This is a genomic window from Geothrix sp., assembly GCF_049292215.1.
Lineage (GTDB): Bacteria > Acidobacteriota > Holophagae > Holophagales > Holophagaceae > Geothrix.
This window is the reverse complement of sequence record NZ_JBATQW010000057.1, coordinates 77,820-99,086: the sequence shown is the minus strand read 5'-3', so window position 1 is coordinate 99,086 and position 21,267 is coordinate 77,820. Positions and strand designations below refer to the sequence as shown.

Below are 21,267 nucleotides of genomic sequence, written 5' to 3'. Positions count from 1 at the left end.
GCCCATGAAGCACTGGACGGTCCAGGATGCCGCCTCTCTGTACGGCGTGAAGGAATGGGGTAACGGCTACTTCGGCATCAACGCCAAGGGTCATCTGGAGATCACGCCCACCAAGGATGAGTCCCTCAGCTGCGACGTCTATGAGATCGTCCAGCACCTGAAGAAGAAGGGCATCCGCACCCCCGTGAACCTCCGCTTCCCCCAGGTGCTGGCCCACCGCGTGATCGAGGTGAACGAGGCCTTCCGCCACGCCATCATCGAGTTCGGCTACGAGGGCGGCTACCAGGGCGTCTATCCCGTGAAGACCAACCAGACCAAGGAAGTGGTCGAGGAGATCATCCGGGCCGGCAACAAGTACCACTACGGCCTGGAGGCCGGCTCCAAGCCCGAGTTGATGATCGCGCTCAGCCTCGATCTGCACCCCGAGGCCCTGGTGCTCTGCAACGGCTACAAGGACGAATCCTTCATCCGCATGGCCCTGCTGGCCCGCAAGGCGGGCCGCAAGGTGGTCATCACGGTTGAGAAGATGACCGAGCTGCCCCTCATCCTGAAGGTGGCCAAGGAGCTGAAGGTCGAGCCCCTCATCGGCCTCCGCGCCAAGCTCAACGCGCAGGGGTCTGGCAAGTGGGAGACCAGCGCGGGCGATCATGCCAAGTTCGGTCTCACCACCCGCGAGATCCTCGACGCCATCGAGGTGCTGGAGAAGCGCGACCTACTGGATTGCGTCATCGAGTTGCACTTCCACATCGGCAGCCAGATCACGGACATCCGCAAGATCAAATCGGCCATGAAGGAGGCCACCCGTATCTACGCCAAGCTCCGCAAGATGGGGGTGCCCATCCGGTACCTTAACGTGGGCGGCGGCCTCGGCGTCGACTACGACGGCTCCAAGACGACCTTCAGCAGCTCCATGAACTACACCATCGCCGAGTACGCGGCCGACGTGGTCTATACCACCAAGGACATCTGCGCCCAGGAGCAAGTGCCCATGCCGGACCTGCTCAGTGAATCCGGCCGCGCCATCGTGGCCTACCACCAGGTGGTGGTGGTGGACATCATCGGCCTCATCGACACCACGCACACCAAATACACCGTGACGCTCACGGGCAACGAGCCCCAGATCCTCAAGGAGCTGGCCTACACGCGAGACAACATCTCCATCAAGAACTTCTCGGAGATGTACCACGACGCCATTACCCAGAAGGACGAGATGCTCACCCTCTTCAACCTGGGCTACCTGGGTCTGGAGGATCGCTCCAAGGGCGAGACGCTGTTCTGGGAAGTCTGCCGCAAGCTCTCCCGCATCCTCGCCAGCAAGACCCTGAAGTACATCCCCGAGGAGTTCCAGGACCTCAACAAGAGCCTGGCGGACAAGCTCATCGCCAACTTCAGCATCTTCCAGTCCATGCCCGATCACTGGGCCATCGAGCAGCTCTTCCCGGTCATGCCCATCCACCGACTCAAGGAGAAGCCGGGACTGTCCGCCACCCTCTGCGACATCACCTGCGACAGCGACGGCAAGATGGAGAAGTTCATCGACCTGAAGGACGTCCGCGACGAGATCCCGCTCCATGAGCCCCGGAGCGGCGAGGCCTACTATGTGGCCTTCTTCCTCACAGGCGCCTACCAGGACATCCTCGGCATGCGGCACAACCTCTTCGGCGCGCCCAACGAGGCCCACATCATGGTCCACGAGGACGACACCTTCAAGGTCCAGCACGTCGTCAAGGGCGACACCGTGGACCATGTGCTGCGCAGCGTCCACTACGATCCCGACGTGCTGATCGCGGGCCCCCAGACCAAACGGAAGGCCAGCGCGAAGAACGATGCCGCCGAGGCCCTCCGCACCCTCCTCACCGAGGAGCGGAACCTGCACACCTACCTCGAGATCTGATTCACAGCATCCAGCGCGCCTCGGGCCTCTGTTTCCAGAGCCAGATGATGTAGTCCACGTTCTTCGGCGCAGCGCCCAGGGCCTTCAGCCGGGCCATGTTCTGGCCCCGGTGGTGCTGGCTGTGCAGACACACCTGCAGCAGGGCGTCCGACACCGAGATCAGACAGGGGGGCTCCGGGAACCAGGGCACGCGGACGGTGCGGGCCAGCGAAGCGGCATCCAGTCCGTGGCCCAGGGCCTTGAAGACCTGGTGGCCAGCCTCACAGCGGTCCTTCAACTGCTGGAAGTCCGGGAGGGGTCGCTCGGGAAAGGCCACAGGGTCCCCCTTCAGGACCTTCAAGAAGGCTTCCTGGGTGGTCACCAGATGGTCGGTTCGGGTGCGCAGCTCCTCATCCTCCACCCGGGTGGATTTCTCCCACGCATGGAAGAACATCGCGTCCGCCCAGGCGTGGTGACCCAGCAGATCCTTCAATGGGCCGAGCATGGTCCCTCCCCAGCGCTGGGCGGATTCTACCGGAGGTCGGCATCCGAGGGAGTCGGGTTTTCCCGGACAATGGGTTTCAGACCAACCGGAACATCCACCAGGAGGAACGAATGGACATCCATCGCGTCGGCGTTGTCGGCTGTGGACTCATGGGCTCGGGCATCGCCCAATGTGCGGCGCAAGCCGGGTGCGACGTCTGGGTGAAGGAGGCCGACGAGGCCTTGCTGTCGAGAGGTCTGGGTCGCATCCACAGCGCCTGGGACCGGGCCTTGGCCAAAGGCAAGGCGACCGAAGAACAGCGCAGCGCCTGGACCGGCAACCTGCATGGCACCCTCGCCTTCCCCGACCTGGCCACCTGCGACCTCGTGGTGGAGGCCATCCCGGAACAGCTTGACCTCAAGTTGCAGACCTTCGCCGAGCTGGATCGTGTGCTGGGTGCCTCGGCCCTCCTCTGCTCGAACACCTCCAGCCTCTCCGTAGCCCAGTTAAGCCCGGTCCTGTCTCCCCATCGCCTGCCCCGGCTGGCCGGCCTGCACTTCTTCAACCCTGTACCAGTCATGCCCCTGGTGGAGATCATCCGCACCCTCGCCACGGAGGAGGACGCCCTCGCCTCCCTGCGGGCCTTCGTCCAGAAGCTCGGCAAGACGGCCGTCATGGCTCCGGATGCCCCCGGTTTCATCGTGAACCGCCTGCTGGTGCCCTACCTGCTGGATGCCATGCGCTGCGCCGAGCAGCGGCTGGCCAGCGTGGAGGACATCGACACAGGCATGAAGCTGGGCTGCGGCCACCCCATGGGGCCGCTCCACCTCAGCGACTTCATCGGGCTCGACACCATGCAGAGCGTGGCGGAGGTCCTCTTCGACGCCTTCGGCGAGCCCCGGTTCAAGGCACCGGCCTTGCTCCGGCAGTTGGTGGCCTCTGGCCGCCTGGGCCGCAAGACTGGCACGGGGTTCTACCGTTGGGAGGGCGAGAAGCGCCAGGAGGCCCTGCCTCTTTGAGCCGCCTTTTGTGCTGGAATAGCTTTAGCTTACTTGCTTTTTGTTCGTATTGGTTCATACTGAATCGGGGATATTCTTTCAGCATGGTTTCAGGATCCTCCCCGGAAAGGTGAGCCGTGGCGAGGACGAAACGAAGCGCAAAGATGGACACCTGGAGCGCTAGGAAGAAGCTCCCGGCAGGCAAGATGAACCAAGAACCATTGGCTCCCGGACACTACCTCGCATATCGGAGGCCCGAAAGTGGAGCCGCAGGCACTTGGTCAGCGCTTTGGCGGCATAACAAAAAGATCCAGCAGGAAAGGCTGGGCACAGCGGATGACTTCGCAACTGCCGATGGCGAAGGCGTCCTCACTTATGCCCAGGCTCAGGCAATGGCTCAGAAATGGTTCCAGGCTCGTTCCGATGAAGCGAGAACGGCTCACGATGGCATCGTGCGCAGAAGGGGGCCATTTACCGTGGCTGATGCCATGAGCGCTTACTTGGAGCGTCAGGATGCCAAAAGTAAGGCCGCAGGCTACGGCGCTCGTGCCATTGCAAAGGTCCACATTCTTCCATCGCTTGGTGCACTTGAGGTCGAACGGTTGAGTCGATTTCAATTGGAGAAATGGCTCGACACCTTGGCAACTTCACCTCGTGTAAGAAAATCCAGCAACTCGCCTCGACATCGGAAAGCCCAAGAGCATGACGAAACCCGATACGATCCCCCGAGCACTCCCGAGGCATTGCGAGCCAGGAAATCAACCGCCAACCGTGTACTAGCAACACTGAAGGCCGCGTTGAACTATGCCCGGTCACGGGAGTTGGTGCGTTGTGCGGACGATGCTTGGAAGTTTGTTCGGCCGTTCGAAGGTGTGAGCGTCGCCAGGCAGAGTTACCTGAACCCCGAGGAACAGCAGAGACTCCTAAATGCGATCAAGGAACCAGACTTCTGGAACCTGGTCTATGGGGCCTTAGTATCTGGCTGCAGGTACGGCGAACTCTGCAAAATGCGAGTCGGAGACTTCGATGCCCAAAGCCAGACGATATTGATTCCCGAGGCCAAGAACGGCCATTACAGATTTGTATACCTCACTGATGCTGGCACCAAGTTCATAGAAGGCATTACGGCTGGGAGGCCATCAACGGAAGCCATTTTCCAGCGGACTTCTGTGGACAGAATCAAACCTGCCGAAACTGGTTCTGACCCCCTTGCGTGGAGGACTTCGGAGCAATCTCCCCGGATGCATGACGCCTGCGATGTTGCCGGACTTCCACGAATGGGATTCCACCAATTGCGGCACTCATTCGCCAGCAATCTCGCCACTCTTGGCGTGCCACTCCAGATCGTTGCAAGCCTGACTGGACATAAAGACTCCCGAATGACGGAGAGGCATTACAGCCACATCGCCCCATCCGAAATTAAGAGGTACCTTGAGGCGACCTCTGTGAAGTTCGAAGGAAGGATTCCTTCCGTCGAGAACCTCCGAATCAAGAAGACGGGAGCCTGAGCCCATGACCTCACCGGATTGCCGTTTCCTGAGCCGTGGATGCCCCGCCAAAGCCCTCTGTTGCTATCGAGCCACCTATCCCCCGGGGAACCAGAGAGTGGCTTCTTGGTGAGGGTTTTCCTACAAGTGATCGAGTCATTCTTCACTTCAAAAGGAACTGCTGGAGGGGATAGATGAATAAAGCTACTCGGCTGCCTTGACGATCCCCCCGGAGTAACCTTGCCTCTGCTCCAGGGTCCCAGTTGGGATTTAGTTGAGGATGAATGCGCCACCTTTGTGATCCGCACCAACCGGCAAGAACCCTCGTCTTCTAAATCGGCTAAGTCCTTTAGATTAGAGACATCATTCTATAGAATGTATTACCTATGTACTAATAGTTTAGATAATGGATAGATAAGTTAATAAGATGATATACATATAAAACATATAAAGATTAACAAGTTAATAACAATATGATATATATGCTTTTAATCTTTAGAGGCCGATAGGCCGAACGCTGTACTGTATAACCTATATAATTAATAATACTTAGCTGATAGATATTATTAACCTAAGTTTATTGGTAATGATTACTAGGTACTGAATACTAGATATGTACTCTCTGGCAGGGCTTTTAAGCCTTTGGAGGGTCTCCGAGCCTGTGGGATGCTCCGAAGATAGTCGCGTCGATCCTAGACCCCTTCTGGCGCAAGCACGGCCATGGTTCGTCCGGAACCTCAACCAGGGTTTCTGGAATGAGATTCCCAGGCGTTGGGAGGGGGATCTACAAGCGAGGTTCCGCGATTTCAACGGTGGTTGAATTAAACAAACCCCCTACTGCACTTGGTTGGAATTCAGCGCCACTTGAGCCCTCCGGATGGGCGCGAGAATTACTTGATCCTGGTGTATTCTTCGCCGATAGGGGCAAAGAGGGGAGATCACCTTATGGGCGTGGAATCTAAGTCCTTGGTTCGTATTTTCCAGGTCGCGGGGATTGCGTGTGCTCTCTCTGGGTTAGGCTCCGTCTCTGCTCGATCCCAGGGGCTTTCAGTTTCCGCTATTGCGCGGAAAGCCTCGCCGTCCATTGTCCAAATCAAAGGTGATAGCGCCACAGGACCTACTTCTGGAACCGGGTTTCTCGTGTCCTCAGATGGGAAGATCGTCACTGCGCTCCATGTAATTGAAGACCTCCAGGGTGGAACTGTTCGCCTCGCAAATGGCGAACTTTACGACGCATTCACAGTCTTGGGTTATGACAAACGGAAGGACATAGCCATTATTAAAATTTCTGGATTCGACCTTCCCTTCCTTGAACTAGGGAATTCAAACAAAGCAACTCAAGGTGATTCAGTTGTTTTGATTGGGAATCCAGAAGGACTCCGAGGGACGCTAACAGCCGGAATTATCAGTGCAATACGAGACTCACAGGACGGGACCTTCAAGGTAATTCAAACCGACGCGGCCTCTAACCCTGGAAATAGTGGTGGGCCACTTCTCAATTTGAGCGGCCAGGTGATTGGAGTCCTGGATTATAAGTTTAAAGGCTCCGAGAGTCTTAACTTCGCTATTCCAATCAATTACGCACGGGGCCTACTGAAAGATGGCGGTACACCATTCAATATGGCAGAACTCCGGAAAAGACTGGGTAAGAGTGAGACTGCTGCTCCCCCTTTTAGAGATACACGGACGCCGACCGAGAGCAGTGTTCGATATGTGAAGGGTGAGGGGGTGATCTCAAACCTCACAATTGATCAATTTAAAACAATCCTTCGAGGTGTCCAAATCCCAATTCTGGATGAAAAGTTAGACGGTGGCGTCATTGTAATGATGAATAACCTTCGTGTGGGTATCGCACTTGAGACTGGTAAATCATTGAAATTCTTACTGGTTCTATCCGATAAGTATTCTTGCGCTGAACTGAATAAGTGGAATGCAGAGACGCCCTTCGCCTTTGCTTGGGCAGATAAGGATGGGGCGGGAATTCTTGGAATGGATCTCTACATTGGCTCGGGCGTTACTGTTGAAACAATAAATAGTTATATTACTTATTTCGACGGAATGGTTCAGAAATTCGTAAAAATTAAATCGGGGAAGTGAACTTCCCATGCTTCCTGTGGAATTTCAGGGATGCCTTGATGCATTTCTTCAATATGTCGAATCGATGACATTAAATTGGCTGATTGCCTCTAGGGGTGCTACCTGTTCGAGATCGGCGAGATTCCAATAAACTCTTGGTTGCGTGAACCCATGTTGCCAACGATGACTGATGCTCTCGGCCAGAGCCTTGGCCTCTGCTTTGAAGATCCCGGTTGGACATTCTGCGGGACATCCATAACGCTCATCAGCACTACTTGGCTTGCTCTTCACCTGGACAAAATAGAGAAAGATCTGCAGAGAGGTGTACTCCGCCACTTTTAGGTAATCCTCGAGATATCGGTTCTCGATTCCTGTCTGCCAATTTCCAGTCGAACGATGCCAAGAGGCGTTCTCTCGAAGTTTAACCTCAGCAAAGAAACTTGACTGTGCCTTCGGAAATACAAGCAGATCCGGCAATGAGACCGAGCCGCCTGGGTAGTAGAGCTGTGGGCCACGGAAGGCGTTGACTGGAACCTCTGCTGCAAACAGAACTGAATGCCCTTGATCGCGTAGAAAATTCGCTATGGCTCGTTCGGCTTCTTTGCCGCTTGCTAGTCGAGTCGAGAACGGTTCACTCACTTGCTACGCGGCTCTCAGCGAGTCGATGAACGCCTCAAGGTCTTGAGAAGTAACGAGCGTGCGCTTGTCGATCCGAATCGCCTTGAGTCTTCCCTGCTTGAGCAGGGCGTAGAGCTTTGTTCGACCAATCCCTAGTCCCTGCACTAACTCCTGGATGGAGTATGCAAATTTGGGGATAGTGTCTGTTCGCTTATGTGCATGGCTCATCGTATGAGCGCCTCCTCGGACTCCATTGTACTTGGCAATGTTGCATTTTGCATCGCGTGTCCATAAGTGCCCCATTAATGCTGATTTGCTTCGGAAGCTTCGTGACATCAGGCAAGCTATGGCGACCTCCAGAGATCGGCGACAACGACTGAAGCTCGGAACACCTTTTCAGGATGGTTTCAGGATTTGATCAATCAGAGGAGTAGATCGATGGTTTATTTTTTTTGTAATTATTCTGTTTTGAATATCTTGATTACATTTTCTATCGCGCCTGGGCCGCAAGACCGGCTCCGGGTTCTACCGCTGGGAGGGCGAGAAGCGCCAGGAGGCCCTGCCCCTCTGACCCACTCCGGGTAGGCTGGCGGCATGCTCGACGTCCTGCTGATCCCCGTAACCCTGCTCCTGGCGCTGGGCCTGCGTGCCGTTCGCCGGGGTGATTACCGACGCCACAGCCACTTGATGACAGTTGCCTTCACCCTCATCGGCCTCAGGCTTCTCCTGCATCCGGGGAGCCTTCCATGGCCTCACCTGAGGATCTGGCTCCCCAGCCTGGCCGCTGCTGCGGCGACCATGCTCCTGGGGCGGCAGGCCCTGGCCTGGCGGGAGGCGCGCAGCATCCATTCGTCTCATCTGCGGATTCACCGGGCCCTGGGCACCCTGACTCTGGCAACAGTGGCCGTGACCATCGCAGCCTGGCTCCTGCGCAACCGCTGGTAGAGCTACCAGGGATCCTGGACGGTCCTGCCTGCCTCCGCGTGCCGGAGGGCCTTCAGCCCGATGTCCCGGCGGACCTGCATGCCGGGCCAGTGGACCTGCGGCAGGGAGGCCTCAATCACGGTGCGGGCCGTGGCCAGGTCCGGCGCGGAGGTGGCCAGGTTCAGCACGCGGCCCCCGTTCGTGAGCCACTGACCATTTTGCTTCCGGGTGCCCGCATGGATGAGCGTGGCCTGGGGGGTGCCTAGGATGATGGGCACGCCCTTCCGGGCGCCCTCGGGATAGTCCTCCGCCGCGAGGACCACAGCAATGGCGGTATGGGGCTTGAGCTTCAGATCCCTGGACACCAGCCGGCCCTCGGCCACCTCCAGCAGCAGGGCCGCGAGGTCCTCGTCCAGCAGCTGCATGAGCACCTGGGTTTCGGGATCGCCGAAGCGGACGTTGTATTCGAGCAGCTCGGGGCCTTTGGCGGTCCACATGACACCCAGGAAGAGGACACCGCGCCCGGTCAGGCCGTCCTTCTGAAGGCCGTGGACCGTGGGTTCTACCAGCTTGGTGCGCATGAGCTCGATGTCCTGGGGGCGCAGGAAGGGGAGCGGCCCGAAGGCGCCCATCCCGCCGGTGTTCGGCCCCTGGTCCTGCTCGAAGATGCGCTTGTGGTCCTGGCAGGCGGGCAGCAGTGCGTAGGCCGCATGGTCGGCGTCCACGTCCACCAGCACGTGCAGGGACAGCTCCATGCCCACCAGGGGCGCTTCGAAGACCACGGTGCGGCTGGCATCCCCGAACTGACCCGCCATGAAGGAACGAAAGGTGGCCAGGGCCTCGGCCTCGCTCTGGGCCAACACCACGCCCTTGCCCGCGGCCAGACCGTCGGCTTTCAGGACGATGGGGAAGCCGTGGGACCAGGACCGGATCAGGGCCTCGCCCGAAGCCAGATCCGTTACGGTATGGCTGGCGGCGCAGGGGATGCCATGCCGCAGCATGAAATCCTTGGCGAAGGCCTTGCTGCCCTCCAACTTCGCCGTGGCCGCGCCGTGGCCGAAGCAGGGAATCCCCAAGGCCCGGACCGCGTCCCCTACCCCGGCCACGAGGGGCACCTCGGGTCCGGCCACGACCAGATCCGGGAGATGGACCGCGCACCACTGGGCCACCTCAGCGGGCCGTTCGAGGTCCAGTTTGACGCAGGCACCCAGCTCGGCCAAGGCATCGCTGCCCGGCGCGGAGACTAGCTCCACAGGCGCGGCCGAGGCCTGGAGCTTCAGGGCCAGCGCGTATTCCCGGCCGCCGGAGCCGAGGAGCAGGATCTTCATGGGACCTCCCGGAGCTCCCAGTATCGCCCAGCCGGACGCCGTCGGGGTCTGAATGCCCTGGACGGTTCGCCCCGGCGAACGCTCCCCTGGCCGTGTCCTGCGTCGCCCCGCCCCTGGATCCTGGCGGGAATGCCACCCCTTCCCATCCTGGTGGACGTCATCCCACGCCCGTCGGACCATCGCCCCGGGCCCCATCCAATCCAGCCGCCGCAGGGGATGCCGGTGGCCCAACGCCCGGAGGCACCATGAACCGCTTTTCGACCTCGCTCAGTGTGGCCGCCCTTGCGCTGGCCGGCCTCGCCCTCTCCGCTGAGGACTTCCAGCCGCTGATGAAGACCACCCAGGCCACCTGGCCTGAGAAGCGCCACATCGGGGTGATCTGCAACTACCGGACGAACCAGTCCGAGGTGTGGGCCCTGGCCAAGGCCGCCGGAGAGGGCACCCTCATCACCGTGGTGGACACCCGTACCGCCGACCAGTCGAGCGCCGCGGCTCTCCTCCTGGCCAACCAGAAGGCCGACTACCTTGTCCTCATGCCCGGGGACCGCCATTTCCGGGACGGTTCCTTCGCGGCGACGGTGGCCGTGAACCGTCTGGCGAGCCGGGGCGTGCCCGCCATCGGCACCATGCCCGTGGCCCTGAAGCAGGGCGCGGTCTTCAGTGTGGGTGATGGCACCGAGGGCCAACTCCTCGTCACGGATCGGCTCATCGGCACGGTGGATGTGATCCTGCCCGATCCAGCCAGGGCCAGCGCAAAAGCCAGCCTGGTCCTGCGGCGGGAGGGGATGGCCACGGTCTCGGTGTGCGCCGCAGAATGACCAGAATCGGAATAGAACGGGAGCCCGGCGATGCCGGGCTCTCCGCATTCAGAGCCACTCGCCGAACTGCTCCCGGAAGGTGCGGCTCAGGGTCAGCTTGGTGCCGTCCCGCATGATCACCAGGTGGTCCCCGCCAGACCAGGGCTGGAACTCCTTGATGCAGTCCAGGTTCACGATGGCGGAGCGGTGGATGCGGCGGAACTGGGCCGGATTCAAACGACCTAGGACCCCGGTCATGGTCTGGCGGAGCAGGTGCGAGGTGCCCTCCACGTGCAGGCGCACGTAGTTGTCCTCGGCCTCGATCCACTGGATGGCGGCGGTCCGCACCAGGACGTGCCGGTCACCCTGCTTCACCAGCAGGCGATCCACCCAGGGTCGCTCCTGGCGGAGGCCATCGATGAGGGCCTCGAGGTTGGGCCCGGTGCCGTCCTTCTGGTGGATGCACCAGCGTCGGGCCCGCTCCAGGGCCTGGTGGAAGCGCTCCACCGAGAAGGGCTTGAGGAGGTAGTCGAGGGCATGGACCTCGAAGGCGCGCAGCGCGTGCTGGTCGTAGGCGGTGATGAAGAGGGTGGGCGGCATCGCCTCGGCGCCCACGGCCTCCACCACGCCGAAGCCATCGAGCTCCGGCATCTGGATATCCAGGAACACCAGATCGGGCTTCTGGTCCTCAATGGCCCTGACTGCCTCGAGGCCGTTGGCGCACTCCCCCGCCACGTCGATGTCCGTGGCCCGGCGCAGCAGATGCCGGATCCGCTGCCGGGCCAGCGGTTCATCGTCCACCACCAGGGCGCGGAGGTTCACGCCTCACCCTCCGGGGGATCGAGGGGCAACCGCAGGATGACCAGGGTGCCGCGGCCCGCGGCGCCGAGGAGGTCCAGCTGGCCCCGGCCCTTGTAGAGCAGGCCAAGGCGGGATCTCACGTTGGCCAGGCCCACGCCTTCCCGACCAGGCGTGAAGCCCTCGCCATCATCCTGGATCTCGAGCACCAGGCTGCCGGGCTCCTTCCGGCCCCGGATCGTCAGGGTGCCACCCTGGGGCCGATCCGCCAGTCCGTGCTTCAGGGCATTCTCCACCAGCGGCTGGAGGATGAAGCTGGGGACGCGGAGCTCCATCAGGTCGGCGGGGATCTGGACCTCGACCCGGAGCCGGTCCTGGAAGCGGATCTGCTCGATGGCCAGGTAGTCCTGGATGAAGGCCAGTTCTCGCCGGAGCGGCAGCAGCTGCTCGTGGGGGGCGTCCAGGGTGGTCCGCAGGAAATCGCCAAGGCGGCTGATCATCTCGTCCGCGCCATCCGGGTTTGAGTGGACCAGCGCCGAGATGGAGTTGAGCGTGTTGAACAGGAAGTGGGGTTGCAGCTGCATCCGGAGGGCCAGGTTCTGCGCTTCCGCGAATCGGGTCTCCAGCCGGGCGGCTTCCACCTCCCGGGCCTTGTACTTCCGGTAGATCCTCAGACCGTGGAAGGACGCCACCACGGCCCACATGAAGAGCAGGTTCGTGTGGAAGTAGGCCCGGTAGAAGCGGGGCAGCCCCTTCAGGACCATGGCCAGGTCCAGGGGTTTCTTCCATTCGTCGGACTGCACCCACAGCGAGATCAGGTAGGCGATCAGCAGGCCTAGGGCCGCCACGACCACGCTGGCCAGCAGATGGAGCGCCCAGACCCGCCAGTGGGACCAGGCCAGGGTCTCGATGGGCCGGTGGTTGGCGAGCCAGAGCAGGAACAAGCCCAGCAGGCCCCAGGTCCCGTTCTGGAGCAAGTTCAGCACCAGCATGCGGAACATCGAGGCCGAGGGGTACATGGCCAGGTCCCAGCTGGCCATGTAGAGCCCCATCAGGGCCCAGATGCCCCAGTACCAGCTCCACTTCGGACGCACCTGTTCCATGCTCACAAGGCTAGACGAGCGAGGAGGTCCCCACCAGCGATCCTGGGGCGAGGCGAGGGATTCGGGGGGTGACCCGAGAGCCGAACGGATGCCTGGGTCAGGAATGCCTCCCGTCACAGCGGTCTTGGGAGTAGCATGGCCCCGCCGGGAGGTTCCACATGGCCACCATCACCCTGAACGGAAACCCCATCCACACCTGTGGCGAGCTTCCCCTCCCTGGGGAAGGGACCCCGTTCTTCACCCTCACACGCCGGGACCTCACCGAGTTCATGAGTACCGATCTGACGGGCAAGCGCGTCCTGCTGAGCATTTTCCCCAGCCTGGACACGGCGACCTGCGCAGAGAGCGTCCGGAAGTTCAACCACCTGAGCGCCGACCTGCCCAATGCCGTGCTCCTCTGCGTCTCCATGGACCTGCCCTTCGCCCAGTCCCAGTTCTGCGGCTCCCAGCAGCTCGAACGGGTGATGACCGCCTCCGCCTTCCGGCATGCCGAGTTTGGCGAGGCCTTCGGAGTCACCATCCTGGATGGGCCCCTGCGGGGCCTCTTCGCCCGGGCCATCGTGGCCCTGGATGCGGATGGCACGGTTGCCCATACGGAGCTGGTGTCGGAGCTCACACAGGAGCCGGATTACGACCTGGCCATCCACGCCATCCGCAACCGGCACCACCCCTGTCCTGAGGACGCGCTGGAGAGCACGGAGTAGCCAACACCTCACCACGAAGACGGGGAGACCACGAAAAGGACCGCCTCTCTTCGTGGTCTTGATGGTCCTCGTGGTGAAGCTGTTTCTGTCTCTAGGCCTTGGCCATCAGCCTCGCGCGGGTGTAGGGGATAAGCCCGCCCGCATCCATGATGCCCTTGCGGGCGGCGGGCAGCTTCACCTGCTCGAAAGTCCGGCCTGTGGTCCTGTTGAGCACCTGATCGGCCGTGATCTCCAATTCGTCACCTTCGCTGGCTTCGACCGTGGGGCAGATAACCACCTGGAGGCCGAGGTTGATGCTGTTCTGCAGGAAGATGCGCGAGATGCTCTTGGCCACCACAGCCACCTCGTGGCCCTTCAGCGTGGAGCAGGCCTGCTCGCGGCTGGAGCCGCAGCCGAAGTTCTCGCCCCCAACGATGATCGAGCCCGCCGGAAAGGCCTTGGCCTTGAGCTGGGCGTTGAACTCCGTGCGGTCGAAGAAGGCGAACTGGGGCGTCTCCGTGGGCAGCACCGTGGCCATGAAGCGGCCCGGATAGATGTCGTCGGTGCTGATGTCGTTCTCGAGTTTGATGATGACCTTGGACATGGTTCAGCCCTTCCGTGGATCGGTGATGACGCCGGTGATGGCGGAAGCCGCGGCCACCACGGGGCTGCAGAGATAGACCTCGCCCGTGGGGTTGCCCATGCGGCCCTTGAAGTTGCGGTTCGTGGTGCTGAGCGCCACCTCATTATCGCCCAGAGCACCCTCGTGCACGCCCAGGCAGGGCCCGCAGCCGGAGTTCATGACCACGGCGCCGGCCTTCATGAAGTCGTGGATGTAGCCCAGGTCCAGGGCCTTCGCGAAGATCTTGCTGGAGGCGGGGAACACCAGCATGCGAGTGCCTTCTGCCACCTTCTTGCCGCGCAGGATGGCGGCAGCATCTGCCAGGTCGTCCAGTCGGCCGTTGGTGCAGCTGCCGATGACGATCTGCTGGACCTTGGTGCCGACCACGTGATCGATGGACTTCACGTTGTCCACCATGTGCGGGCAGGCGATCTGCGGTTCCAGGGCCGACACGTCGATCTCCACGGTCTGCACGTAGGTGGCGTCCGCATCCGGCGTGACACAGGGAATGGCCTCGGTGACCCCCGCCTCCTCACGCAGGTAGCGCACGGTCTCCTCGTCCCCGGGCACGATGCCGGATGTGGCGCCCGCCTCCACGCTCATGTTGCAGATGGCGATGCGGCCACTGGTGCTCATGTTGCGGATGGTCTCGCCGTGGAATTCCAGCACCTTAAAGTTGGCGCCCTGGGCCGTGAGCTTGCCGATGAGGTGCAGGATCAGGTCCTTGGGGCCCACCATGGGCGGGAACGCGCCCTTCACCACTACCTTGATGGTGGCGGGCACCTCGATGTTCACCGCGATGCCCAGGCTCCAGGCCGAGGCCATCTCCGTGGCGCCCACGCCGAAGCTGAAGGCGCCCAGCGCGCCGTGGCTCGTGGTGTGGGAGTCCGTGCCCAGCACCACGAAGCCCGGCCGCACGTAGCCGTACTCGGGGAGGATCTGGTGACAGATGCCGCCCACGTCGCCGCGCACGTCATGGAACTTGGTGATGCCATTGGCCGCCACGAAGCCGCGGATCTTCTTGTGGTTGGTGGCGGTCTTCGGCGACTCCGCCGGCACGCGGTGGTCGAAGATGATGGCGATGCGGGAGGGATCCCACACCTTGGGCTCGATGCCGGTGCCCTGGAACACTTCCTGGAACTGGTTGATCACCAGCGCCGCGTTCTCGTGGGACATGGCCAGGTCCACCTTGGGCTCGACCACATCCCCGACTCTCACGGAGGACTGCCCCGCGGCGCGGGCCAGGATCTTCTCGACAACGGTCATACCCATACAACCTCCTAGATGACGCCTTTGGCTTTCAATTCAGCTTGCTCTGATTCCGACAGGCCCAGGGTCCCGAAGATCCTTGCATTGTGTTCGCCCAGGGTCGGCGGAGGTGTGTCCACGGTGCCCGGCGTCTTCTCGAACAGGGCCGTCAGCCCGAAGACCTCCACCTGGCCCACACCGGCCACCGCCACCTTCTGGAGCACCTGTCGATGCTGCACCTGGGGCTGGCGCAGGGCGTCCTCCAGGCTGAGGATGTCCCCGCTAGGCACATCCTTCGCGTTCAGAGCCTCCACCCAGTGCGCGGTGGGCCGCTGGGCCAGCTTGGCTTCCAGCAGTGGTGTGAGGCCCTTGCGGTTCTTCTTCCGGGTGTCGCGCTCCTGGAAGCGCGGGTCCGTCTTCAGCTCAGGGACCTCCAGCACCTCGCAGACCGCCTCCCACTGCTCCTGCTTGTTGGCCGCGATGTTGATGTGGCCATCCTGGGTGCGGAAGGTGCCGCTGGGCGCCGCCGTGAAGTTGTCATTGCCCATGAGCACCGGCTGTTCGCCGCCGATGAGCAGGTTGGCCGCCACCCAGCCCATGAGGGGCATGATGCTGTCCAGCAGGGCTACGTCGATGAACTGCCCCTCGCCGGTGCGCTCCCGGTGGAAGAGCGCCGCCATGACGGCGAAAGCCGCGTTGAGGCCGCCTACGGTGTCGCAGACTGGGAAGCCCGTGCGAAGAGGGTTCAGCCGCTCATCGCCGTTGACCGCCATCTCGCCGGACAGGCCCTGGATGATCTGGTCGTAGGCCGGCTTGAGGGCATCGGGGCCCGTCTGGCCAAATCCGGAAATGGCGCAGTAGATGAGCTTAGGATTGAGCTCGGCCAGAGTCTTGTAGCCCAGCCCCAGCCGGTCCATGACACCCGGGCGGAAGTTCTCCACCACCACGTCCGCGTCCTTCACCAGCTTGCGGAAGATCGCCTTGCCCTCGGGCGACTTGGTGTTGAGGGTGATCGACAGCTTGTTGCAGTTCTGGGCCAGGAAGCTGGTGCCCATGAGCTGCTTGTTCAATCCGGGAACGATGCCCAGCTTGCGGGCCAGATCCCCGTCCTTGGGGTTCTCCACCTTGATGACCTCGGCGCCGAGCAGCGCCATGTGGAGGGTGGTGAAGGGACCGGACAGCACGTTCGTGAGGTCGAGGACCTTGATGCCTTCGAGAATCCTCTTGCTCATGAGGTGACCTTCGCTTGAATGGGTCCGGTCTTGTAGACGCAGCCGGGCAGTTCAAGACCGAAGTGCCGGGCCACATCCTTGGTGATGCCCACCAGCGCTGCCAGGTCGATGTCCACCCGCTGCCCGGTGCGCTGGAGGCCATGCACCAGGTCCTCTGTGGCCACGTTGCCCGCGGCCACCTTGGTGAAGGGGCAGCCCCCCAGCCCGCCGAAGCTGGTTTCAATGGTCCGGGCGCCCGCGTCCATGGCCGCGTAGACGCTGGCCATGCCCAGGCCGTAGGTGTCGTGGATGTGGGCCGTGATCTCGGCAGCGGGATCAAGTTCCAGCACCTTCTGCACGTAGCGACGGACTTGCGCGGGGTGCGCGTGGCCCGCCGTGTCGGCTAGGCTGATGGAAGTCAGCCCCGCGTCCAGATAGGCGGCCACGATGGCCAGCACGCGAGCCTCGTCGATGGCCCCTTCGAATCCACAGCCGAAAGCGCTCTGCACGCTCACCTGCACCTTGCTGCCGGCCTTCTTCGCTTCCTGAGCCGTGGCGACGATGCGGTGGGTGGCATCCTCGGTGCTCATGCCCGTGTTCTTGAGGCTGTGAGTGTCTGAGGCCGACACGCCCATGCAGATGAGCTGGACACCCACCTCCAGCGCCCGCTCAAGCCCCTTCTCATTAAGCACCAGGCCCGACAGGATGGCCCGGTGCGATTCCTTCGCGAGGATGCGGAACAGCTCGTCCGTGTCTGCCATCTGGGGCATCTTGTCGCCCCGCACGAAGGAACCCACCTGGACGATGTCCACGCCGGAGGCCGCCACACGGCGGATCCAGTCGAGCTTGACCTCCGTCGGCACCACGGTGCTCTCGGCTTGGAGGCCGTCGCGGGGGCCGACTTCGTGGATGAGGATGGGATTCATGACTGCCTCAGAGCTTGCGCGCGATCGCCTCGCCCATCTCGAGCGTGGTGGCGCTGCCGCCCATGTCGTAGGTGCGCACCTGGCCCTCGGCGATGACGGCGGCCGTGGCGGCCTCAAGCCTGGCGCCCTTCTCGGTTTCGCCCAGCCAGTCCAGCATCATCTTGGCGGCGAGGATTGTGGCGATGGGGTTCACCTTGTACTGGCCCGCGTACTTCGGCGCACTGCCGTGGCTGGGCTCGAACACGGCCAGCTTCTCGCCGATGTTGCCCGAGCAGCCAAAGCCCAGGCCGCCCACCATCTGGGCCGCCAGGTCGCTGATGATGTCTCCGAACAGGTTCGTAGCCACCATCACGCCGTAGTTCTTCGGGTTCTTCAGCATCCACATGGTGATGGCATCGACGTTGGCGTCGTCCATCTCGATGCCAGGGAATTCCTTCGCGATGCGCTTGCCGGTCTCCAGGAACATGCCTTCGGTGGCGCGCACCACGTTGGCCTTGTGGATGACCGTGACCTTGGGGTAGCCGAACTTCTGGGCGTATTCGAAAGCCGCGCGGATGATGCGGTCGCAGCCCTTCTGGGTGTTCACCTTGCAGGTGATGGCGAACTGGTCGCCGGGGATGTCAGCGAAGTGCCCGAAGGGCTTGCTTAGCTTCTTCAGGCTCTCCTTGAGCTCATCGGGCACGGGACTGAACTCCACACCGGCGTAGAGATCCTCGGTGTTCTCGCGGAACACCACCATGTCGATGCCTTCCTTGTAGTTCAGGGGGTTTCCGGGGTAGGCCTTGCAGGGACGCAGGCAGGTGAAGAGGTCGAAAATCTGCCGCATACGGACGATGGGGCTGCGGTAGATGAGCCCCTTGCCCTTCAACTCGGGCACCAGCTCCGCCTCGGCATCCTTCACTGGCTTGGAGGTGATGGCGCCGAACATGGCGGCGTCGCTGTTCTTCAGCAGGTCGATGGTGCGCTGGGGGAAGGACTCCCCCTCCTTGCACCAGAACTCCCAGCCAATGTCCCCATGGGTGTAGGCGGCATCGAACTTCAGTGCGTCGAGGCAGATTCTGGCCGCCTCCATGACCTCGATGCCGACGCCGTCACCGGGCAACCACGCAATCCTGTACTGGCTCATGTTCAGGCTCCTGCAGAAGGGGGCTGGAATCGCCCAGAGGATCACTCCGGATCCGCCCAATCATGACCTCCCCGTTAAGTTTGGGCCCGGTCAGCCATCACAAAACCCCCCGAAATCGCATGATCTGGGGAACCGGCCCGACAAAGTGTCAAATCACTTGCAGGCCAGCCAGCTGTCTCCGGTGCGGACCTCAGCGGCCAGCTTCACACCCAGGGCTCCGAGATCGTCGGCGCCCTCCATGGCCTCCTTCAGCAGGGCCGCTGCACGCTCCACCTCCTCCGGCGGGGCCTCCATCAGCAGCTCATCGTGGACCTGCAGCAGCAGGCGGGCCCTGAGCCCTGAGGTCTGGAGGTTGCGGTGTAAGCGCACCATGGCCCGCCGCATGAGGTCCGCGGCGGTGCCCTGCACGATGGTGTTCACGGCCTCGCGCAGCCCCTGGGCCTGGAACTGCTTGTTGGGGCTCTCCAGCTCGGGGATGCGGCGGATGCGGCCCCAGTGGGTGCGGACGAGGCCTTCGGCGATTGCCTTCGCCTTGGCGCCCTCGATCCAGGAAGCCACCCTCGGCATGCGCTCAAAATAACGCTCAATGAAGGCCTTGGCCTCCTTCTGGCTGACGCCAATGTTGGCCGCAAGGGCGAAGGCACCTTGGCCATAGAGCAGGCCGAAGTTCACGGCCTTGGAGGCGCTTCGCTGGTCGGAGGTGACCTGATCCATGGGCACGCTGAAGACCTCCGAGGCCGTGCGGCGGTGGATGTCTTCCCCGGCCGCGAAGGCCCCGAGCAGCACGGGATCTTCTGCCAGGGCCGCCACCACGCGCAACTCGATCTGGCTGTAGTCCGCGTCCAGCAGCACCCAGCCCGGCTCGGGCACGAAGGCGCCGCGGATGGCGCGGCCTTCCTCGGTGCGGATCGGAATGTTCTGCAGGTTCGGGTCGTTGGAGGCCAGTCGTCCGGAGGCCACCACAGCCTGGTGCAGCTTGGTGTGCACCCGGCCCGTGACGGGGTTCACCATCTGCGGCAGCGCCTCCACATAGGTGCCCAGCAGCTTCACCATCTGCCGGTGCCGCAGCAGCTCACTGGCGATCTCGGCACCCTGCTCCTTCGCCAGTTCCTGGAGGACATCCTCATCGGTGCTGGGGGCCTTGGTCTTGCCCGTGTACTTCACGGGCTTGTAGCCCAGCTTGCCGAAGAGGATCGCCCCCAGCTGGGTGGGGCTGTTCAGGTTGAAGGGTTCGCCGGCGAGCTCGAGCACCCTGGCTTCGGCTCGCTTGCGCTCACCGTGCATGCGCACGGCGAGCTGGGAAAGGACACTCAGGTCAAGCCGGACCCCGTGGCCTTCCAGGGCCGCCAGCACCTCCACCAGGGGCAGGTCCACTTCGGCGTAGAGACGCTTCAGCTGGTCATCCGTGAGCTTCTCCCGCAGTTTGTCGCAAAGGCGCAGGGCCAGGTCGGCATCCTCGGCGGCGTACTGCACGGCTTGGTCGAAGTCGGCCTCGTCGAAGCGCTTCTGGGCCTTGCCCTTCCCCACCACTTCCTCGAAGGTGATGGGCTTCACGTCGAGCAGGCGCACGGAGAGGTCATCCAGGTTGTGGCGGACGCCGCTCTCCAGCAGGAAGCTCAGGATCATGCTGTCGTCGGCCAGACCGACCACCGGCAGGCCATGGCGGGCCAGGACCTGGAGGTCGTACTTGAGGTTCTGGCCGCACTTGCCGACGGCTGGATCCGCCAGCAGCGGCGCCAGGATGCCTCGGGACTCCGAGAAGGGCAGGTTGCGAGGATCCAGGTGGGACGCCAGTTCCGCAAAGAAGTCAGCCGCCTCACCCCGCAGGTCCAGCAGGGCTTCAGGCAGTCCCGAATCCGGCAAAAGGCCCGGCAACGAGCCTTCGGTATCGGCCGTGGCCGGCTTGAGGTGGGCCAGGGGCACGTAGAGCCCCTCGTTGGGCGCCCAGGCCAGGCTGAGGCCCACGAGGTGGCCCCGGGTGGGATCGATGCTCGTGGTCTCGGTATCCAGGCCGAAACGGCCGGCGGCGCGACAGGCGGCCACGGCGGATTCGAGGTCGCCAAGGGTGGCCGCCGACCGGTAGGTTCTTGCACTGCCGGCCTGCTCGGCACTCTGGGTGAACTCCTTGGTGAGGGTCTGGAAGCCAAGCTCCTTGAAGGTCACGCGGGCCTTGCCCTCATCCACGCCGGGATAAACCAGGTCCTTGGGATGCAGGGCAAGGCTGAGATCTGTCACCACCGTGACGAGGCGCTTGGTGAGGTCCAGCCACTGGCCGGCAGCCTCCAGACCTTCTCGTTGCTTTGGCTTCAGCTCGGCCTTCGAGGCGATCACGCCCTCCAGGCTCCCGAATTTCTCCAGCAGCAGGGCCGCGCCCTTCTCGCCGATGCCGGGTACGCCCTTCACGTTGTCGGAGGCGTCCCCTACCAGGCTCAGGAAGTCCACCACCTGCTCGGGCCACACGCCCATGCGGGCCTTCACGCCCTCCCGGTCGTGCCAGACCTCACCGTCCTTGGTGTTGAGCACCTGGATCCGGAGGCCGTCGTCCACCAGCTGCAGCAGGTCCTTGTCGGGGCTCACGATCACGGCCGGCAGGCCCATGGCGGCGGATTCTCTCGCCAAGGTGCCCATGACATCGTCGGCCTCGTAACCATGCAGCTCCACGATGGGAATGTTCAACGCCTCCACCAGCTGGCGGATCATGGGGATCTGGGGGCGCAAGTCCTCGGGCATGGCATCCCGGTTGGCCTTGTACTCGGGATAGATCTCGTGGCGGAACGTGGGCTCCGGCGTATCGAAAACACAGGCAATGTGCGTCGGCTTGTGCTTCTCCAGCAGCTGCAGCACCAGCCGCGTGAAGGTATAGGCCGCCCCGTTCTTCAGCCGGGGGTTGGCGAAGTAGGCTCGAAAAATGAAGGCGAAGGTGTCGATGAGGTAAAGGCGATCCTCAGCCACAGGCCACCTCCCC

General features: G+C 62.4%; 19 protein-coding genes. 7 read left to right on the top strand and 12 right to left on the bottom strand.

Translation table 11 applies throughout. The features are described from left to right. Nucleotides 1–4 precede the first annotated feature (4 nt). On the top strand, nucleotides 5–1,894 hold the full coding sequence (speA, locus tag WAS25_RS09615; protein WP_422311463.1) for a biosynthetic arginine decarboxylase: 1,890 nt from the start codon (nucleotides 5–7) through the stop codon (nucleotides 1,892–1,894). A 1-nt stretch (nucleotide 1,895) separates the two neighbouring features. Here the strand turns inward: speA and WAS25_RS09610 are convergent, their stop codons facing one another. After that, a complete protein-coding gene (locus tag WAS25_RS09610) occupies nucleotides 1,896–2,378 on the bottom strand; it encodes a DinB family protein (RefSeq protein ID WP_422311461.1) in 483 nt (160 codons plus the stop codon). 110 nt (nucleotides 2,379–2,488) lie between these two features. On the opposite strand from WAS25_RS09610, the gene WAS25_RS09605 reads away from it, so the two are divergent. From WAS25_RS09605 to WAS25_RS09595, 3 genes are all read left to right on the top strand, one after another. Further along, nucleotides 2,489–3,376 carry a 3-hydroxyacyl-CoA dehydrogenase family protein gene (locus tag WAS25_RS09605; protein WP_422311459.1) on the top strand — a complete coding sequence of 296 codons (888 nt, stop codon included), beginning with the start codon at nucleotides 2,489–2,491 and terminating at the stop codon, nucleotides 3,374–3,376. Nucleotides 3,377–3,519: 143 nt separating this feature from the next. After that, nucleotides 3,520–4,863, top strand: coding sequence for a tyrosine-type recombinase/integrase (locus WAS25_RS09600; protein WP_422311457.1), 1,344 nt, complete (start codon nucleotides 3,520–3,522; stop codon nucleotides 4,861–4,863). A gap of 882 nt (nucleotides 4,864–5,745) precedes the next feature. Further along, entirely contained in the window at nucleotides 5,746–6,939 is a 1,194-nt protein-coding gene (locus tag WAS25_RS09595; RefSeq protein WP_422311495.1) for a trypsin-like peptidase domain-containing protein, read from the top strand. Nucleotides 6,940–6,987: 48 nt separating this feature from the next. Here the strand turns inward: WAS25_RS09595 and WAS25_RS09590 are convergent, their stop codons facing one another. Together WAS25_RS09590 and WAS25_RS09585 are read right to left on the bottom strand one after the other, a co-directional pair. Next, a complete protein-coding gene (locus WAS25_RS09590; protein WP_422311455.1) occupies nucleotides 6,988–7,557 on the bottom strand; it encodes a hypothetical protein in 570 nt (189 codons plus the stop codon). A gap of 3 nt (nucleotides 7,558–7,560) precedes the next feature. Then, nucleotides 7,561–7,764 (bottom strand): helix-turn-helix domain-containing protein, encoded by a 204-nt coding sequence (locus tag WAS25_RS09585; protein ID WP_422311453.1) that lies wholly within the window; start codon nucleotides 7,762–7,764, stop codon nucleotides 7,561–7,563. Nucleotides 7,765–8,130: 366 nt separating this feature from the next. Here WAS25_RS09585 and WAS25_RS09580 point away from each other — a divergent pair, with 366 nt between their 5' ends. Next, nucleotides 8,131–8,481 (top strand): hypothetical protein, encoded by a 351-nt coding sequence (locus WAS25_RS09580; protein ID WP_422311451.1) that lies wholly within the window; start codon nucleotides 8,131–8,133, stop codon nucleotides 8,479–8,481. Between the two features lie 2 nt (nucleotides 8,482–8,483). Here WAS25_RS09580 and purD read toward each other — a convergent pair whose 3' ends face one another. Continuing rightward, nucleotides 8,484–9,788 (bottom strand): phosphoribosylamine--glycine ligase, encoded by a 1,305-nt coding sequence (gene purD, locus WAS25_RS09575; RefSeq protein ID WP_422311449.1) that lies wholly within the window; start codon nucleotides 9,786–9,788, stop codon nucleotides 8,484–8,486. Between the two features lie 245 nt (nucleotides 9,789–10,033). On the opposite strand from purD, the gene WAS25_RS09570 reads away from it, so the two are divergent. Then, nucleotides 10,034–10,606: a hypothetical protein gene (locus WAS25_RS09570; protein WP_422311447.1), complete on the top strand. Its 573-nt coding sequence runs from the start codon at nucleotides 10,034–10,036 to the stop codon at nucleotides 10,604–10,606. A 48-nt stretch (nucleotides 10,607–10,654) separates the two neighbouring features. Here the strand turns inward: WAS25_RS09570 and WAS25_RS09565 are convergent, their stop codons facing one another. Then, nucleotides 10,655–11,407, bottom strand: a complete 753-nt coding sequence (locus WAS25_RS09565) for a LytR/AlgR family response regulator transcription factor (RefSeq protein WP_422311445.1) — start codon at nucleotides 11,405–11,407, stop codon at nucleotides 10,655–10,657. Beyond that, nucleotides 11,404–12,486 (bottom strand): sensor histidine kinase, encoded by a 1,083-nt coding sequence (locus tag WAS25_RS09560; protein WP_422311443.1) that lies wholly within the window; start codon nucleotides 12,484–12,486, stop codon nucleotides 11,404–11,406. Before WAS25_RS09560 ends, WAS25_RS09565 begins: the two co-directional genes overlap by 4 nt. 158 nt (nucleotides 12,487–12,644) lie before the next feature. Here WAS25_RS09560 and tpx point away from each other — a divergent pair, with 158 nt between their 5' ends. Then, on the top strand, nucleotides 12,645–13,190 hold the full coding sequence (gene tpx / locus WAS25_RS09555) for a thiol peroxidase (RefSeq protein WP_422311441.1): 546 nt from the start codon (nucleotides 12,645–12,647) through the stop codon (nucleotides 13,188–13,190). Between the two features lie 91 nt (nucleotides 13,191–13,281). Here tpx and WAS25_RS09550 read toward each other — a convergent pair whose 3' ends face one another. The 6 genes from WAS25_RS09550 to polA form a co-directional block, all read right to left on the bottom strand. Beyond that, a complete protein-coding gene (locus WAS25_RS09550) occupies nucleotides 13,282–13,773 on the bottom strand; it encodes a 3-isopropylmalate dehydratase (RefSeq protein ID WP_422311439.1) in 492 nt (163 codons plus the stop codon). A 3-nt stretch (nucleotides 13,774–13,776) separates the two neighbouring features. After that, complete coding sequence (locus WAS25_RS09545; protein ID WP_422311438.1) at nucleotides 13,777–15,063, bottom strand: 3-isopropylmalate dehydratase large subunit; 1,287 nt, start codon at nucleotides 15,061–15,063, stop codon at nucleotides 13,777–13,779. A gap of 8 nt (nucleotides 15,064–15,071) precedes the next feature. After that, a complete protein-coding gene (locus WAS25_RS09540; protein WP_422311436.1) occupies nucleotides 15,072–16,271 on the bottom strand; it encodes a CaiB/BaiF CoA transferase family protein in 1,200 nt (399 codons plus the stop codon). Then, nucleotides 16,268–17,176: a hydroxymethylglutaryl-CoA lyase gene (locus tag WAS25_RS09535; protein ID WP_422311434.1), complete on the bottom strand. Its 909-nt coding sequence runs from the start codon at nucleotides 17,174–17,176 to the stop codon at nucleotides 16,268–16,270. Before WAS25_RS09535 ends, WAS25_RS09540 begins: the two co-directional genes overlap by 4 nt. A 7-nt stretch (nucleotides 17,177–17,183) precedes the next feature. Continuing rightward, nucleotides 17,184–18,302 (bottom strand): isocitrate/isopropylmalate dehydrogenase family protein, encoded by a 1,119-nt coding sequence (locus WAS25_RS09530; protein ID WP_422311432.1) that lies wholly within the window; start codon nucleotides 18,300–18,302, stop codon nucleotides 17,184–17,186. A 153-nt stretch (nucleotides 18,303–18,455) separates the two neighbouring features. Next, a complete protein-coding gene (gene polA, locus WAS25_RS09525) occupies nucleotides 18,456–21,254 on the bottom strand; it encodes a DNA polymerase I (protein WP_422311430.1) in 2,799 nt (932 codons plus the stop codon). Nucleotides 21,255–21,267: the final 13 nt, after the last annotated feature.